Raw genomic sequence first — 16,688 nt, 5'->3', positions numbered from 1 at the left:
CTTATTTGTACCAGTACCAGTAAAATGCGAGACTGTTTTCTACACGAGTTTATGAGTAACCAATGATACGTTTAACTGAAATTAAATTGCCATTAAATCATGCACCTGAAGATTTAACGACTGCGATAACGACAAAACTTAAAATTTCTGCTGAGCAAATGGCGTCATTTGTGATGTTTAAACGTGGTTATGATGCTCGTAATAAAAGAAATATCCAATTAATTTATACGCTAGACATCACACTGACCGATTCGAATTTGACCAATGATTTACTGGTTCAGTTTGAGTCAGACAACCATGTTAAGGCAACACCAGACACCAGTTATAAATATGTAGGTGAAGCACCAAAAGATTTAACTGAGCGTCCTGTTGTTATTGGTTTTGGACCTTGTGGTTTATTAGCAGCACTTACCCTGGCTCAAATGGGTTTTAAACCTATTATCATTGAACGTGGTAATGAAGTCAGACAACGCACCAAAGACACCTTTGGCTTTTGGCGTCAGCGTAAATTAAACACAGAATCTAACGTACAATTCGGTGAAGGCGGAGCAGGTACCTTCTCTGACGGTAAATTATATAGCCAAGTGAAAGATCCCAATCATTATGGCCGTAAAGTCATGACTGAATTTGTAAAAGCTGGCGCACCAGATGAGATTTTATTTGTCAGTAAACCGCACATAGGTACTTATAAGTTAGTCACTATGGTAGAAAAAATGCGTGCCGAGATTATAGCGCTTGGTGGTGAAGTCCGTTTTGCGACTCGCGTAGACGACTTGCACATCACTGACTCAAAAGTAACTGGCGTGACCCTTAATACTGGCGAAACCTTAAAAACCAACCATGTTGTTCTTGCTGTTGGTCATAGCGCCCGTGATACCTTCCAAATGATCCATGATAAAGGCGTGTATGTTGAAGCAAAACCTTTCTCGATTGGTTTTAGGATTGAACATAAACAGTCAACCATAGACCAAGCACGCTTTGGTGACAATGCTGGAAACGAGATACTTGGCGCTGCGGATTACAAACTGGTTCATCATTGTAAAAATGGTCGTTCTGTCTATAGCTTCTGTATGTGTCCAGGCGGAACCGTGGTTGCCGCCGCATCAGAAGAAGGTCGTGTTGTCACTAATGGCATGAGCCAATATTCAAGAAACGAGCGTAACGCCAACAGTGCTATTGTTGTAGGCATTGACCCAGAGCGAGATTACCCAAACCATCCTCTTGCTGGTATCGACTTACAAAGACAGCTAGAAACTGTAGTGGCATAATAAAATTGGACAGCTTCTAAGAGGTTATAATAACCCAAAGAAGGAAACTAGTATGACCAACAATCGCAATCAATATACCCGAGAATTCAAGCTTGAAGCCATCAGCTTAGTGACTGAGCATAAGCGTAAAATACCTGATGTAGCAAGCTCACTTGGCATTGGCAAATCCGCCCTGCAGAAATGGCTGAGTCAGTATCGACAAGAAACGAATGGCCAAGCACCTAAAGTCGGCAACGCTTTAACGGATGAACAACGCGAGCTACAAGAATTGCGTAAGCAGGTTAAGCGACTCACTATGGAGCGCGACATATTAAAAAGGCTTCTGCTCTGCTGGCCTTGGACAGCCTGAACGGCTATCGCTGATAAGCAAGCTTGCAGAGCAAGACAAAAGCGTCAGTAAATGCCGACTATGTGACTTATTTGGCATCATTAAAAGCAGCTACTACTATGGTACACAGACTAAGCCTATCGATATTGAACGTGTCAAACTCAAAGCCTTGATACGTCAAATATTCAATGACTCCAAACAATCAGCTGGGGCTCGCACCATTGTCGCCATCCTGTGGAATGAGCACAGTATTAGGCTAACGCGTTACTTAGCTGCCAAGATTATGAAGCAAATGAAACTGGTCAGTTGCCAGCTCAAGACCCACAAATACAAGCACGCTGATCAGGAACATAAAACCCATGACAACCTTTTAAAACGCAGATTTAGCCCAACGGCGCCCAACCAAGTCTGGACGGGCGATGTCACTTATATTCGCATTAAAGGCGGCTGGTGTTACCTAGCCGTTGTTTTAGACCTGTACGCCCGTCGTGTGGTGGGCTTTAGTGTCTCAGACTCACCCGATAGTATTCTGACAGGTAACGCTCTGAAAATGGCGTATCAGACGAGACTCAAACCAAGTGGTGTGTTATTTCACTCAGATCAGGGCACGCATTACACCAGTAAGAAATTTGCTGAATCAATCGATGATTGCGACGGTATGACACAGAGTATGAGCCGTCGTGGAAATTGTTGGGATAACGCCCCAACTGAGCGCTTCTTTAGAAGCTTCAAAACAGAGTGGATGCCAAAGGGCGGTTATGAGAATATCGCTGAGGCTAAAAGTGCCATTAGTGATTATATCTGGGGCTACTATCAAACCGTGAGACCGCACACTTTCAACAATTATTTAACACCAGCTGAAACAGAAAGACGTTACTTTAATCAAAACCTCTTATCAGGTGTCCTAAATTAGTTGACCACTACATGAGGTCTTTTGATTACTTTTGACAATGTTTGATAGTGCGCCTACAGGGACTCGAACCCCGATCGATCGCTTAGGAGGCAACTGCTCTATCCTGTTGAGCTATAGGCGCATTTTGGAATAACATTGTAGGAAAAATCGCTCATAAAAGCAATCAACAAAATATAAAGATTTTATCATTACTTGCCATTACTCAAGGCGTCAGCGACATTCACGAGACCATCCCAAATTCTGTGTAACTGCCATTTAGATTAAATGCTTACTAATACGATCATCAAACATAATCATAAAGCGATTTAAAGCAGACGTCCAGTTACGAATGGGCATAGACCACTTTTGGATGCCTGCTGAGTTGCTAAATAGACCACTTTAAATGCAGCCTGATCAGAGGGGAACACCTTACGCTTATTCACCGCCGTCCGAATCACACTGTTTAGCGACTCTATCGCATTGGTGGTATAAACCGCTTTTCTGATGTCTTTAGGGTAGCCAAAGAACACCGTTAAGCCCTCCCAGTTATTGCGCCAAGACTTAACCACGTGCGGGTATTTCTCGCCCCACACCTCATCAAAGTGCTCAAGATTGGCCTCTGCCATCTCAAGCGTATCAGCGCCATAGATGGCCTTTAAATCAGCCGCTACGGCCTTCTTATCCGTCCATGGTACAAACTTCATGGAGTAACGCACCATATGCACGATACACAGCTGAACCTGAGCGTTGGGATAAACGGTGTTGATAGCATCGGGGAAGCCCTTTAAGCCGTCGACACAAGCGATTAAGATGTCTTGTACTCCGCGGTCTTGTAGCTCAGTGAGAACGCCCAGCCAGAACTTAGCGCCCTCATTCTCTGATAACCACATACCAAGCAGCTCTTTTTTACCGTTAAGAGCAACACCTAGCGCTAGATAGATAGCCTTGTTGATGATCTGCTTGTCTTGACGTATCTTCACGACGATGCAGTCCAAATAGACGATAGGATAGATGCTGCTCAGTGGCCTGTTCTGCCATGCGGTGATGTCATCTAAGAGGTTATCCGTGACTCTTGAGACAAGAGAGCTTGATATATCAACGTCGTAGATGTCTTTGATGGTTTCGACAATTTCAGTGGTGGTTTGACCCTTGGCATAAAACATGATTATTTTATCATCAAGGCCACTGATACGGGTTTGATGCTTACGCACTAACGCAGGTTCAAAGTCACCATCACGGTCTCTTGGGGTGGAGATCTCAAGCGCGCCGCTATCACTGCGGACGGTCTTTCTAGTATGTCCGTTGCGCTTGTTTGGCTTATCCGCCTTTTCATGCTTGGGGTAGCCAAGATGGTCTTCCATCTCAGCTTCAAGGGCAGTGTCGATAAACGACTGCATGAGCTGCTTCTGGAAGTCTTTGATATCATCAAAGCTGTTCATGCTGCTGGCCATTTGCTCGTCCAGTTTTTTAATGTCAGATTGAGTAGTCATTGCTTATTCTCCGGTTAGTGGATTATAAGCAGTTACACAAAGTTTGGGAAACTCCCACATTCACAGTGTTGGTATTTGCTGCTTTTTGTGCACGTGATGTTGGATTAAACAAGTCATTTACACTGTTTTTATAACCTTCGATATTATAATAATCGTACTTTTCTAATATATCTTGTCCGGTACTCGAAAGTAAAAAATTACGAAAGTTAATAGCAGCAGTATTCTCTGTCAAAATAACCCCTTCAAGCGCTTGCTTGTCTCTCAATGCATAGCTGAAAGAATTTAGGGTACGTGCCTCCGCATTGTCAGTCTCAATGGCACCAGTCTCAGCAGTATCTACTTTTTTATCATCAGTATTGCTGATATTTTCTTTGTCTTGGTTTATCTTACCTTGAGACGTTTTTAGCTCTGCTTGTAACGGTGTGAGGCGGTCTGCAGATAGGCTGTCGTTAGCGATGATCATGTCTATATCAGCGCCTAATTCTGAGCGTTCATTATCGCTAGGATTGGCGTTTGATAAGGTTAAGAGGTCGCTGGCGGGTACATAACTTGGCACAACCTGCACATGAGGATAACGAGATTCGAAGCTAACGATGATATCGTCCAAGGGTGCTTGTAAATCCTCTTCAGCCTTTATATACAGAGTACTGTCGGTGAGGGTGTTTACCTCGTCTTGAGTGGCGGCTGACGGCTCATTTGCATTTGCCATGATCGGTAGGGGGTCTATATTTTTACGGTTATTGCTCCATAACCACGTAAAGATTGCAATAAAGATTATCAGCAGCAGTAAAATTAGCCCAGCCAGTAGCAGCTTGTAGTCTCTCATATGTTACTGCTCTTCTCTTAATGGGTTTGTGTCAAGTTTACATAAAATGCGGTGTATAACGTATTATTTTTAAAGCTGTTGGTGTAACACTTCATCTGCTAAGTCCGCAAGCATATCTGCAAAAACATCGGTTTCTGAATCAGGTAAAAGTTTTTTCTCGCTAGTATTCTTATGACTAATTGTACTATTTTGATTGGATAGCACAGGTTGATCGTTTGAGGGGGAGGTAACATCATTGTCAATGGCTTTTATTTGGTGCGCAGCCAATGGCGATTCGCCCATCGTAAGCTTGTCTTTAAGCCATTCAAAACCATGGGCTTCCCACCATGCTTCAAAGCGTGGCAGCGTGCTCCCACGCACTGCGACAGGCAGATTCAATGTTCGCAGTTTTTGTGCAAGTATGGGGTCATTAATGGCTTGATGGATGCTCAAATAAAGCGAGCGACTATCATCAGTATAGGGCTGTCTGTTTTGCCACGATCTGTCGTCAATTTTCATACGTGGCAATTGCCATAATTCACCGCGATAGTATACAACATATAAACGTCGTTTAGGATGAACGAAAATGGCATCAATGGGACGCAAGGGCATAGTATTAAATTATTCCGTTAAAAAAGGGTTATGGATATAAAAATTACAGCAATTGATCTGACAGCAGCACTGACTTCTCTATTCATAAATATGAGACTTATCAATGCGACACTATCTGTCGTAAGATATTATAATAGTGGCACATATACTAGTAAACGATAGCTATCGATGGCACACTAATCAGCAGCCTATTTTATGATTGTTATAAATAATCACTGATGATGCAATGATAGTTAATCGTTGTTGTCATTTGCATCGTGTTTATGACAGCCATGCTAGCAGAAATACATTGTAGTAACGACCGCGAAACATAGATTGGTGAGTATCCTTCATGGTATTCCTTAGCAGCCATCAATATGCATTAGAGAGTTAACGCAAATGCTATTCCATTTCAGGCATTCACGACCGTCTACATCACACTATCACTCATATTATAACTTCAATTAGACCATTCTCTATGTTTACCATTATTCAATCGCACCGCACCGAAAACCTTGTTGCTCAACTGCTTGTGCAATATCAGTCTAAGGATCAGCCTGTTTTTGAGCCTTTTATTGTTATTGTGCCCTCAATGGTATTGGGCGATTGGTTGGACAAAACCATTGCCAGTCGTGCTGGGATTAGTACCTTGGTACGTACTAAGTTTTGGGGTCAGTATCAGTGGACGCTCATGCAGGATGTGTTAACCCGCCATAATGCATATTTGTTAGAGAATGACTCCGAAGCGACAACTCTAAATGTACCCGAAGTGGCGGTGTTATCACCGACAGTAATGCAGTGGCGATTGTTTGGGTATTTGACTTATTATCAAGAGGCGATTGTTGCAGATGAAAAGCATCCAGTTCATCCATTGTTAGCGTCTTTGATTGATGACCCACAGGCAACTGCTCAACAAGACAGCTTACAACAGGATAAAGCGCAACAAGATGCCCGTATTTGGCAGCTGGCAAGCGATTTGGCTAGGGTGTTTAACCGCTATTTGACTCACCGTGAGGATTGGTTGGCATTATGGTCGCAAAACAAGCCGTTGAGCGTAAGTGAGTTGATAGCGGATAAAGACGCCTTATCCCTGCGCTTTGATAAGTATGCGCGCGGCACGCCTGAGTGGTTGGTCGAGCATTATGTTGAATTAGAAATCGCCCAACGATTCTTATGGTCGCATTTGTTTGCTGACGTTCATCTACACCGTGTGGCACTTGAAGATGTCTTCTGGTCGGCTTTGAAAGATAATAAGGCGAATGAGCGTGCTCAGTTGCCCAAAGTACTGCGCATTTTTACCATTCAACAGTTGCCACAGACCGAGCTTGATTTTTTACAGCGTTTATCGAAGTACATGAATATCATGTTATTGCATTACAACCCATCAAAGCTGTTTTGGGCGGATATTGTTGATAAATCTTGGTTACAACGCCAGCAGATTATTAACCCTGAGAGTGTGTTCTTGCGTGATTATGGTCACAGTTTGCTGTCGCGTTTGGGTAAGCAATCGCGTGATGCTTTTGCCATGCTTGCTAACCTGTCAGGTAATGAGCAATACGACGACGCACTGGTTGAATGGCAAGATAATTTTGATGATACGCTGAGCATTGGTTCTAATCATGGGGTTGCTACTGAGTATATTGATAATGCTAGTAGCGCTCAAAACAGCCAAAACAATCCAAGTCTGTTAAAGCGTTTGCAGAATGATGTGCTGATGCTTGATGAGCAATCGACCCAACAAGCGACGGCTGCTACAGTCTCGCAAGCGGTAAGTAAGCAAATAGAATCTAGCTTTGATGAAGATAAGCCAGAGACAGCTTGGTATGAAGATGAAGCGTTAGAGAATAAGCGCTTTGAGGTAGACCGTTTTTGGGCAATATCTTCGCAAGATAATAGCCTAAGCATTCATTCGTGTCATAGTTTGCAGCGTCAGCTTGAAGTGCTGCGTATTATGATTGGTCGTTGGTTAAATGAACCTATCAAACTTGGTGAAAAGAAACGTCATATATCTGACATTGTTGTGCTGCTACCCGATGTCGAGCGTCATCATGCGCTGATTGGTTCTATCTTTGTCAATGGTAAAGGTCAGGATGGTTTGACCTTGCCCGCTAAAGTGACGGGTGTTGTTGATGCGGACATTCGCCAGTTATGGGAAGCTATTATTGGTTTTTATAAGCTATTGGGTAGCCATAGCGCCCGTTTTGAAGCGGCTGAAGTCTTAGATTGGCTTATGTTGCCTCCTTTATTTGAAAGCTTTGGGCTGACTCATGAGCAGATGAGCCGTGGCTGTGATTTGTTGGTAGAGGCAGGCTTTATTCGCGGTTTCGACGAGCTGCATCTTAAGCAAACTTTGGATAGTAATGACTATGACTATCGCTTTAGTTTTGCGCAAGCGTTAGACAGATTGACCCTAGGTCTGGTCATGCCAGAGGCTGAGTTGAGCGACTGCTTGTATCCTTTAGATGAGGATGAATGGCCAAGCACTGCCTTACCAGAAATGACTTTACCGCTACCACAAGTCAGCTTAAATGATGCGTTGATTGTTGAAGCGCTTTGCCGCATTTATACCGGTTTGGTCGCACGACGGGATGACCATATACAAAAAATGAAAGCGGAAGATTGGCTCGATCAGATTGAGAGACAAGTGATTCATCGTTACTTTGGTGATGTGGATCAAACACGTACCATGCGAGCCATCTACAATGCGATGAATGGATTTAAATCACTTGTCTCTCAGTCTGCGAGCCAATCGTCACTATAGACAGTACTCTAATGGTGATAGCGACAACAGAGAAGTAGAGCAAAAGCTGGCAGGTGTGGAGCAGTTGCCACTAAAGTTGAGCTTTATGTTAGACAGTATCGAAAACGAGCTTGAAAGTCAGCAAGTCAGTGCGGAGCCGACTGGGGTGATTACCTTTGGTAAGTTTGGTGCTTTAAGGAACGTGCCTTTTGAGTTGGTGGTCATGCTCAACATGGATCTCTCAGAGTTCCCTGGGCGTGACCGTGATAACCGCTATGATTTGATGAAAGCGACTAACTCACGTCGCGGTGATAGAGTCAGTGAAGATGATGACAATGGCGCATTTTTAGATGCCCTGCTGTGCGCACGCAGTGCATGCTGGATGTTTTACAACGGTCAAAGCCTGACGGACACCCACGAGCACCTGCCAGCCAACCCAGTAAGCGAATTGCTACAGTTCTTGCAAGGTGAGGTGCAGTGGCAGGTGAACTCGCTGGCGACATTACCTGAGAATATTGATCCCACTACCGAGAGTCTCAAGCGTTATTTGCCTAAATTGATTAAGCAGTGGCTAGTGACTGAGCATCCTGCTCTGCCTTTTCATGAGAGTCTGTTTGAAACAGAAATTGAAGGTACGAATGTTTCTGAGCAAGCGTCTTCTGATATTGATGACAATGCCAACGTTAATATCAATGCTCAGGATTCCAGCCCTGTTGAGATGATTGATGAGCTGGACATTCTCTTAAGTAAAGCCATGCGCAAAACCAAATTGGCGCAAAAAAAGCAATTTCCGCCTGCGCCGCTTTGGCAAGCTATATTTGATACACTAAAGGGCAGAGTGTCTAGTGAGCAGGTACAGTTGGTTGGCTTGCCCACAAAGACACAGTACGAAGCAATCGCTAAGATGCTTGGTCAAGGCTTGGGTCAGTTAGGTCGAGTAGACAACCAAACCTTGTCTGCATTGGTTGAACTATTGGCATTAGAGGGTGTTGTTGATACTAGCAATATCAGTGATATGACTCAGGTGCTCACCCAAGCTGTATCTGATAGCGTATTTAATATTGGAGAGATAGACGTTGAAGGAGTATTGGCGTACCAAGTGCGCCATCCTGCCAAAGCGTTTTTGCGTACTCAAAAGGTGCATGTGGTGCAAGGTGAAGAAGCACTGTCGCAGCAAGAGCCGCTGTTTTTAGACAGTTTGACTACCTATCAAATAAAAGACTATTTGATTAAACAGTTGGTTACTGATGAGAGTAAGAATAATAGTAATGCAGCGGCTGAAACTACTACTCCAATCCTGATGTATCAAAAAATCATGCCCGCTGGTGTCGCTCGCCAGACCACGCTACCCAATCAACAACAAAAACTGCAACAGCAATGTTTGGAATTTAAAGAGCAGTTAATAGCTAATAGTTTTGGCGAAAATATTGTACCTAATGAAGATGGAGCAGAGGGTACGACAGGTTTGCAGCTACTAACGCCAACCGCCGAGCATCCTGTTCAGATAGAGCTGGCAAACTTGCTAAATAGTATTAATAACGAGTCAAAAAGCCAAGCAGATATCGAAGAGGTAGAAACGCTGCTCAAGTTGTTGCCGAAAATCATTAAGATCAAAGGCTCAGTACCTGTATTAGTACCGACAGATTCATATAGCAGCCATTCTCACCTTCAGGCGAGCGTGCCCTATGCTCAGCAATCACCCAAGCAATGGTTAAATATATTGCCCAATTCTGCCAGTCCTAGGCATTTACTCAAATTTTGGTTATCACATTTGTATTGGCAAGTGGCCAGACGTACCACTGCCGAGCAAGCGGCATTAAATGATGGGGTGAGTATTTGGCGCTTTAATAAGCCTAGCTCACAAGTTAAGAAATATGACAAGGTAATCGCATTTAAGCTAAGCCCAATTGTGTATGAAGATGCTGTGATTGAGCTGATAAAATGGGCGATTTTTTCCAAGCTATCTGGGCAAGTGCCTATTACATTACTCCCAGAATATGCACTCAATTACCTTGATCAGTGTTCAAAGTCTGAAAATGGTGAAGGCGGCAGTTATTGGCCAAAACGAGCAGACTTTTCAGATTGGTTACGGTCTGGCTATCATACAGACACAGTATATGATACTTGATCGCAGCATGCCATTTGGCAATATGTACTGCGTGACCAAGATGCATTTAAGGCTTTATCAGGGGCATTGACTACATTGGCTCAACCATTATATGAGCCGATGTTTACTGCGTTAATTGACTTAGATGGCTAGCTAGTCATTTAGGATAATCGATTTCTGCTCTCTTGATCCAATAAATAATAATTAAAAGTATGCGCCCATATGACAGACTTGACTGATCCAACCAATATCATTGAACTTTCTACACAGCCACATTTATTCGATGATCACTCAGATACGCCTCACTCAGATCCTATGAGTGAGCGTAAGGCTGATGTCATACCAGCAGTTGATGTTGACCTAACGGGCAAGCACCTGATTGAAGCGTCTGCTGGTACTGGTAAAACTTGGACGCTAACAGGCATTGTATTGCGCCTGCTAATTGAAGCACGACGTGCGCCAGAGCAAATTATTGCCACGACCTTTACGCGAGCCGCTGCCGCTGAGATGCGTCAGCGTATTCATGATCGTTTGGTGGATTTTTATCAATTATTGCAGTGGGTCAACAGTTTAAGTGCTGACATCAGTAATAAGGAGGCTTTGTATCCCAATATATTGCAGGTGATGCCTGAAAGCGATAAGGATAAACAAGAGGGCAAAAAATCAAGTACGGATTTAAATACTGAGATAGGCGCTGATGAGTTAAACCAAGACCTTGCTACTGATAAGCAAGCTGCTGCCACAAAGCGTGCGCAAGCAAATAAAGACCGTGAAGACTGGTTGGTAGCACAGGCAAAATATGTGCGCTTAGATGGCATCATGCAAGATCCCATTAACCTGCATCTCGTCGGTTATTTGCTGGATCACGTGTACAGCTATCCAATGACGGAAGCTATCAGGCGTACAGCACTGGTTTTAACCACGTTGGATAAACTGTTTGTGGGTACGCTCGATAGCTTGGCGCAAAAATGGCTGAAGGAGTACAGTAGCGAGACAGGTCATCAGCAAGGTATGGCTATTATCGAAGAAAGCAGTATTGAGCAGGTGACCGATAGTATTATTCATGATGAGCTGCGTCAGTTTCAAAGCCGCTTACATCATGAGCGGCCTAAACTGTATGCGCTTATGGATCAGCAAGGCAAGTTGACTGCCGTGAGTGATCATAAAAAATATGTGAATCGCTCGCTTAACTTTATTTCTGCGCCAATTGATGAGATTGTAGTAAATGACTTTTCGTTTGAGGGCTATGAGCGGCTTATAAATACTATCATTGAGCGCAGCGATGAGCTTGATATCTTTTTTAAACCTGACGGCGAGTATTATGACGTTCCAAAAGGACAGCTACAAAATAATAGAGACTCTTGGCCGAAAATCATTCAAGCATTAAAAGATTTTGGGCCAGCCGCTTATAAATTTATATCAGATGCAAAAACTTATACAGGAAAGTTAATACAAGCTTTTCAGAAAACTGATGACGTAGGCAAACAATTCTATAAACCAAAAGATGGCGAAAGAGTTAATCTGATATTTAATGAGTTGCAGGTCGTTCGTGACTTTAAACGCTATATTGAAGAAAGCAAAAAGCTAGACGAATACATAGTGACTGTTTTAGCCAATCTTAACCGTCATATCGTGCTTGCGGTACGTGACAGGCTACCAATTATTTTGGAAGAGCGTGGTGAGACGACCTTTAGCCTGCAAATGGTACGTCTAAACCAAGCATTAACTGGTCGGCAAGGAGAGAAGCTGGCACGTTATATTCGTCATCACTATCCTGTGGCGTTGATTGATGAGTCGCAAGATATCAATGGCGCGCAAGCCATTATGATTGAAAGTATCTATTTGCCAAAGAAAAAGGGCAAGGTTGCTGATAATAATAAACAGTCAGCTACTAAAAAAGCCAGCCATGAGTTTTTGCTATTGGTTGGTGACCCCAAGCAGGCTATTTATGGGTTTCGTGGTGGCGATGTGGCCAACTATAACTACATGAAAGCTCAATTTGATAAAAGCACGCTTTGGACGCTCGATATTAACCGACGCTCAAATGCTGGCGTGATTAATGCCCTAAATTGTTGGTTCGGCATGGCTGATGTAACCACTGGCGAGAACAAATTAGCTCAATTAGGCGCAGGTATTTATTACCAGCATATCAAAGCGGCAAAACCAGAAAATCAGCTGTCTTGGTTTAATGAACCAGACGCTCACAGCACTACTTTAGTGACTGAGGTGCTCTCTGCCCAGCCAGTGAGCGTATTACACTTACCTTATGATAAAAACAAAGAGCTTGAGTACGATGAGCATGAAATCACAGCGCGTCATATTGCGACTTTGCTCAGTAGTGATCAGACCTTAAAAGGCAAGCCTATCCAGCCCAGTGATATCGGCGTGCTGGCACGTACCAAAAAAGACTTAAAGCGGGTTGAGGATGAGTTGGTTAAGCTTAATGTACCGACCTTGACTACCAGTGATGTCAGTATTTTTGAAACCATCATGGCAGAAGATGTGGCGGCGCTGCTGAGTGCCATGCTATATCCGTATCGTCATGACATGATTAATCGGGTGTTGACCAGTCATCTATATGGACTGAGTATTAAAAACATCAAAGCCATGATGACGGATCATGAGTCAGGAATTACTGAGGGCAGTAGTACAACAAGCTCCCATTCAAATAATTCTAATTCGAAGGATACCTCAGTTAATAAGGCTACTGATAATAAAAAGAGCTATCAAGATTTTATTACTTATCTAAAAGAAGGCGCACAGCGTTGGCAGCACTTTGGCATCTTGTCGGCATTGCATTACTTGTTAGATAAAAATCCCATACAGCCGCAAGGCATTTGGCAAGCGCTAGCGGCTCATCCAGAAGGCGATCGTCATATCATGGATTTACGTCATGTGATGGATATCTTGGCGCAGTATGGCCTAGGTATGGGCGAGCATGAGCTACTGGCTTGGTTTAGACAAAATATAGATGCAGCGCCCAATAGTGATTGGGCTAAGCAATATCCGCTACCGACAGAGTCTGGCGTACAGCTGATGACCATTCATAAGTCCAAAGGACTTGAGTTTCCCAGTGTGTATGTACTGGGAATGGGTGATGCCAGTAGGCAGTCAGGCAATAAGGAAGACTATGGATTGTACTTATACAATGCCCAACAAGCGCCTTCAGCGCTAGTTCGGAAATCGATAGAAGTACAGCAGTCGACAGATAATCAATCGGGTAATCAGCGCCGCTTCTCACCATTGCAAGGCTCTGCCACGGTTGAAGATTACTATACGGATATCGAAACAAAAGAGAATTTTGATGAGCGCCGCCGCCTTGGCTATGTGGCATTTACTCGAGCCAGTGAGCAGCTTTATGTTGTTTTGAGAGACCCTAATGACACAAGAGATATGAAGCGAAAACCAGTGTTTTATTGGTTTGAATCACCAGAAGCGAAATTTGAACTACCAGATAGACTTAAAGGTACGATAGGTATGCTCAGAGGGCATAAGGTTAATGAGTTCTACGACAAGAATTACGCAAGCAACGATGCTAAATCAGCAGGCGTAAATGATAATGTTCAGCTCGCTGTTACCAAGTCAAATGCTCATAAGCCTGCCACAGAGACTATTGAATACGCGCTTTTTTCAGAGGTCATGAAGACCAATTATTTTTATGGCTGGGCTAAGACCAGCTTTACCGCTTTGGCTCGTCAGCTCGATGAATCTACACAAGCAATGGCGATAGTCGATGAGCGTATTGATGATGCGATAGACATCGATATGACAGAGTCTTCAGTTTCAGATCTCCATTCACTTAATAGCAAAGAGTCTCTCGAACAAGACAGTGAACTAAGCCTCAAGTCAGAAGATGATATCCGTTTTACCTTTGTAAAAGGTGCTAATGCGGGTACGTTTTTACATGAGATATTTGAAAAAATTGATTTCAACAATAAAGCGCAGTGGTCTCAGGTTATCGATAGAGCCATCAGTAGCTATCAATTGCCACTGGCATATAGCAGTGCTGAGCAGCAAGGCCGTCGATCAGAAGCGAAGAAACAAGAGCAAGGCGATGACGGTTCATTTAATACTAGTTCACTTGATCTTGCTTCAATAGATGCTACCAAGCATGAGGCATTAATTGCTTGGATTGAAGAGGTACTACATGCGCCGCTATTGGCCTCCAATCAACCCTTAATTTCTCTTAGTAAGGGTAAGCGATTTGCTGAGTTAGAGTTCAACATGGGGCTGTCAGAGAATTTTAAAGCTCAGGATATCAGTAGGCTATTTCAACAATATTTACCTGACGAAATAGACAAACACGTCACTCTTATTCCGCAAAATAAAGCACATTTGTATCGTTATCTGCGCGGCGAAATTGACCTGGTGTATGAACATGCTGGCAAGTATTACGTTGTCGATTATAAAAGCAACTTTCTAGGAAATAGCCTAAGCGATTATAATGAAGATACACTTAAGCAAGCAATGTCCAAGGCAGGGTACTGGCTACAAGCAGCGATTTATCAAGTAGCGTTACACCGATTCCTTTCAATGAGGATTCATGATTATGCAGGCAATGAAGATAAGTATTTAGGCGCTGTGGAGTATGTTTTTTTACGAGGTGTGTATGATCCCAATTCTCAAGCAGCTGATGATCTATCACCAGATGTTAAAGAGGCTGATAATAGCCACTCAATGCACAACGACCGCTATGGATTAGTCACGTGGGATATTCCAATCGATTTTATTAAAGGTTTGGATGCGTTGTTTGGCATGCCCGATTAATAGGCTAGAAGTAATGATTAAATGCTAAAAAACATGATATCGATTAACTATTTCAACATAGAGACAAGCATACTATGAGTAATAATAAAAAAGAGAGCAAGGCAGTAATTGGGCTACAACAAAGCTGGGCTAGTAACATCAGTGATTATATATTGCTACGCCGCGAGCAAACGTATTTAGCGTATAAGGCAACGGATGCAAAAGCTAATACTAATAGCAAGCAAGTCGATAAAACAGAAGAAAGTAATTTATTCACCGCTCTATTCGTTATGTTAGCGACTCATTTGGAAGAGGGGCATACAGTATTAACCATTGAGTCCTCTGAGCATGAAGAAGCATTGCAAGGTCAAATCAATGATGAAGTAGTTACGCTATATGCTTGGCAGCAACAGTTATTAGAGATGCTAGCAATGCCAATCTTTACGCTGATAGATACCAAAATAAATACGCAATCAGATGATGACTCTACAACTGAAAGGTCGCTATTCGTATTGCTAGACACGCTATTTGATAAGAGAGATCAGCTGTGGATGCAATTGGCGCTTAGCAACCACGAAAAAGAGGTGCTAACCAAGCGTTTTGACATGATTGCTACGCTATACCAATTATTGAAAAATACGGACTTAAGTTTTTTTATACGCCTAGTTAATGAACACGATTTGTTTGCTGAGGTTAATACTAGCATTAATAATAACGATAAGTTAAATAGCCTAAGTAGAAAAAATCAACCTATTATTTACAAAAAAGTTAACAGCCAAAACACAGAAGGTTCAGCAGTATCACTAACTTTTTGGCTACATCGTGCATGGCAAGCAGAATTTAATTTAGCAAAAAATATCAACAATATTTTAAATCAGCAAGTAAGTCCTTTACAGATAGCAATGCCTGAAAATCTTCATGAGCACCAAGTAAAGGCGATTAATGTTGCTAATAACAACGCGTTTAGTATTATTACTGGTGGTCCAGGTACAGGTAAAACCTATACCGTGGCTCAGTTAGTCATTGCGCTGCAACAAGCGACAGAGAGTAGGGAAGATGGGGCTGAAAATATTAGATTCAGTACGGATAGTGCCAGTCTGGCATTGGCAGCACCGACTGGTAAGGCTGCCCAACGCATGCAAGAATCTTTACAAGCTGCTCTCGATGCAGCAGATATTGATCTACAGTTACAAGAAGCTAAAACCATCCATCGCTTGTTAGGTATTGGTCGGACGGGCAGACCGCGCTACGATACTAACAATCCACTTGGAGAAGATATCATCATCGTTGATGAGGCGTCGATGCTCGGGGTCGAGTTGGCTAATTATCTCGTAAGTGCAGTAAAACCAGGTGCAAGGCTGATACTATTGGGCGATGCGAACCAGCTAGCAGCGGTAGATGCAGGAGCAGTGTTGGCTGACTTGTGCCGTATTCCACTGTTACAACCCATTCATGCAGAGTTAACCGAAAGCCGCAGATTTAGCGCAGAATCAGGTATTGGCAAACTTGCCTACCAAATTAATCAGGCAGAGATAGATACGCAAGCCATCTGGCAGCTGTTAAGGCAGGATGAAGCCTTGAGTTTTCATTATGTAAATACGCTGCAAACAAATGAGCTTAAAGATAATAAGACAAGAAATAGCCTAAGTAATAAAAAATTATTCTAAAGATATCATTAAAATATATTAAGTATATAAATAAAATAAAAGAACTCCTAAAAA

The 16,688-nt window shown here is 42.9% G+C and carries 6 protein-coding genes, 1 tRNA gene and 2 pseudogenes; 5 read left to right on the top strand and 4 right to left on the bottom strand.

The window, feature by feature from the left end:
• Window positions 1-62 precede the first annotated feature (62 nt).
• Complete coding sequence (locus JMV76_RS00930) at window positions 63-1,268, top strand: NAD(P)/FAD-dependent oxidoreductase (RefSeq protein WP_265090255.1); 1,206 nt, start codon at window positions 63-65, stop codon at window positions 1,266-1,268.
• 52 nt (window positions 1,269-1,320) lie between these two features.
• Window positions 1,321-2,509 (top strand): IS3 family transposase gene (locus tag JMV76_RS00925; protein ID WP_201501297.1). Its coding sequence is split into 2 segments (ribosomal slippage): window positions 1,321-1,583 and window positions 1,582-2,509, totalling 1,191 coding nucleotides; the frame shifts between segments, so codons are not numbered across the junction.
• A 48-nt stretch (window positions 2,510-2,557) separates the two neighbouring features.
• On the opposite strand, the gene JMV76_RS00920 is transcribed toward JMV76_RS00925, so the two are convergent.
• The 4 genes and pseudogenes from JMV76_RS00920 to JMV76_RS00905 all read right to left on the bottom strand — a co-directional run bounded on the left by JMV76_RS00920 (window position 2,558) and on the right by JMV76_RS00905 (window position 5,395).
• Window positions 2,558-2,630 (bottom strand) — tRNA-Arg (locus tag JMV76_RS00920).
• Window positions 2,631-2,764: 134 nt separating this feature from the next.
• Window positions 2,765-3,978: pseudogene (locus JMV76_RS00915) on the bottom strand (IS256 family transposase).
• Window positions 3,979-4,000: 22 nt separating this feature from the next.
• The gene (locus JMV76_RS00910) at window positions 4,001-4,804 is read right to left on the bottom strand and encodes a hypothetical protein (protein WP_201501296.1); all 804 of its coding nucleotides are present in this window, start codon (window positions 4,802-4,804) and stop codon (window positions 4,001-4,003) included.
• Between the two features lie 69 nt (window positions 4,805-4,873).
• The gene (locus JMV76_RS00905; RefSeq protein WP_198330917.1) at window positions 4,874-5,395 is read right to left on the bottom strand and encodes a hypothetical protein; all 522 of its coding nucleotides are present in this window, start codon (window positions 5,393-5,395) and stop codon (window positions 4,874-4,876) included.
• 457 nt (window positions 5,396-5,852) lie between these two features.
• Between JMV76_RS00905 and JMV76_RS15220 the strand changes: the two are divergent.
• The 3 genes and pseudogenes from JMV76_RS15220 to JMV76_RS00890 all read left to right on the top strand — a co-directional run bounded on the left by JMV76_RS15220 (window position 5,853) and on the right by JMV76_RS00890 (window position 16,634).
• A pseudogene (locus JMV76_RS15220) lies at window positions 5,853-10,374 on the top strand (exodeoxyribonuclease V subunit gamma).
• A gap of 69 nt (window positions 10,375-10,443) precedes the next feature.
• Entirely contained in the window at window positions 10,444-14,988 is a 4,545-nt protein-coding gene (locus JMV76_RS00895) for a UvrD-helicase domain-containing protein (protein ID WP_201501295.1), read from the top strand.
• Window positions 14,989-15,062: 74 nt separating this feature from the next.
• The gene (locus JMV76_RS00890) at window positions 15,063-16,634 is read left to right on the top strand and encodes an ATP-dependent DNA helicase (RefSeq protein ID WP_227689986.1); all 1,572 of its coding nucleotides are present in this window, start codon (window positions 15,063-15,065) and stop codon (window positions 16,632-16,634) included.
• The last annotated feature ends 54 nt before the right edge of the window (window positions 16,635-16,688 follow it).

This window comes from Psychrobacter cibarius (genome assembly GCF_904845955.1).
Lineage (GTDB): Bacteria > Pseudomonadota > Gammaproteobacteria > Pseudomonadales > Moraxellaceae > Psychrobacter > Psychrobacter cibarius_B.
The sequence above is the reverse complement of the archived record's forward strand: the minus strand, read 5'-3'. Positions and strand labels throughout refer to the sequence as shown.

Excerpts from the sequence above, each read along its gene's own strand:
- JMV76_RS00890 (WP_227689986.1), top strand. The coding sequence starts at position 15,063 with ATGAGTAATAATAAAAAAGAGAGCAAGGCAGTAATTGGGCTACAACAA.
- JMV76_RS00910 (WP_201501296.1), bottom strand. The coding sequence starts at position 4,804 with ATGAGAGACTACAAGCTGCTACTGGCTGGGCTAATTTTACTGCTGCTG.
- JMV76_RS00930 (WP_265090255.1), top strand. The coding sequence starts at position 63 with ATGATACGTTTAACTGAAATTAAATTGCCATTAAATCATGCACCTGAA.
- JMV76_RS00905 (WP_198330917.1), bottom strand. The coding sequence starts at position 5,395 with ATGCCCTTGCGTCCCATTGATGCCATTTTCGTTCATCCTAAACGACGT.
- JMV76_RS00895 (WP_201501295.1), top strand. The coding sequence starts at position 10,444 with ATGACAGACTTGACTGATCCAACCAATATCATTGAACTTTCTACACAG.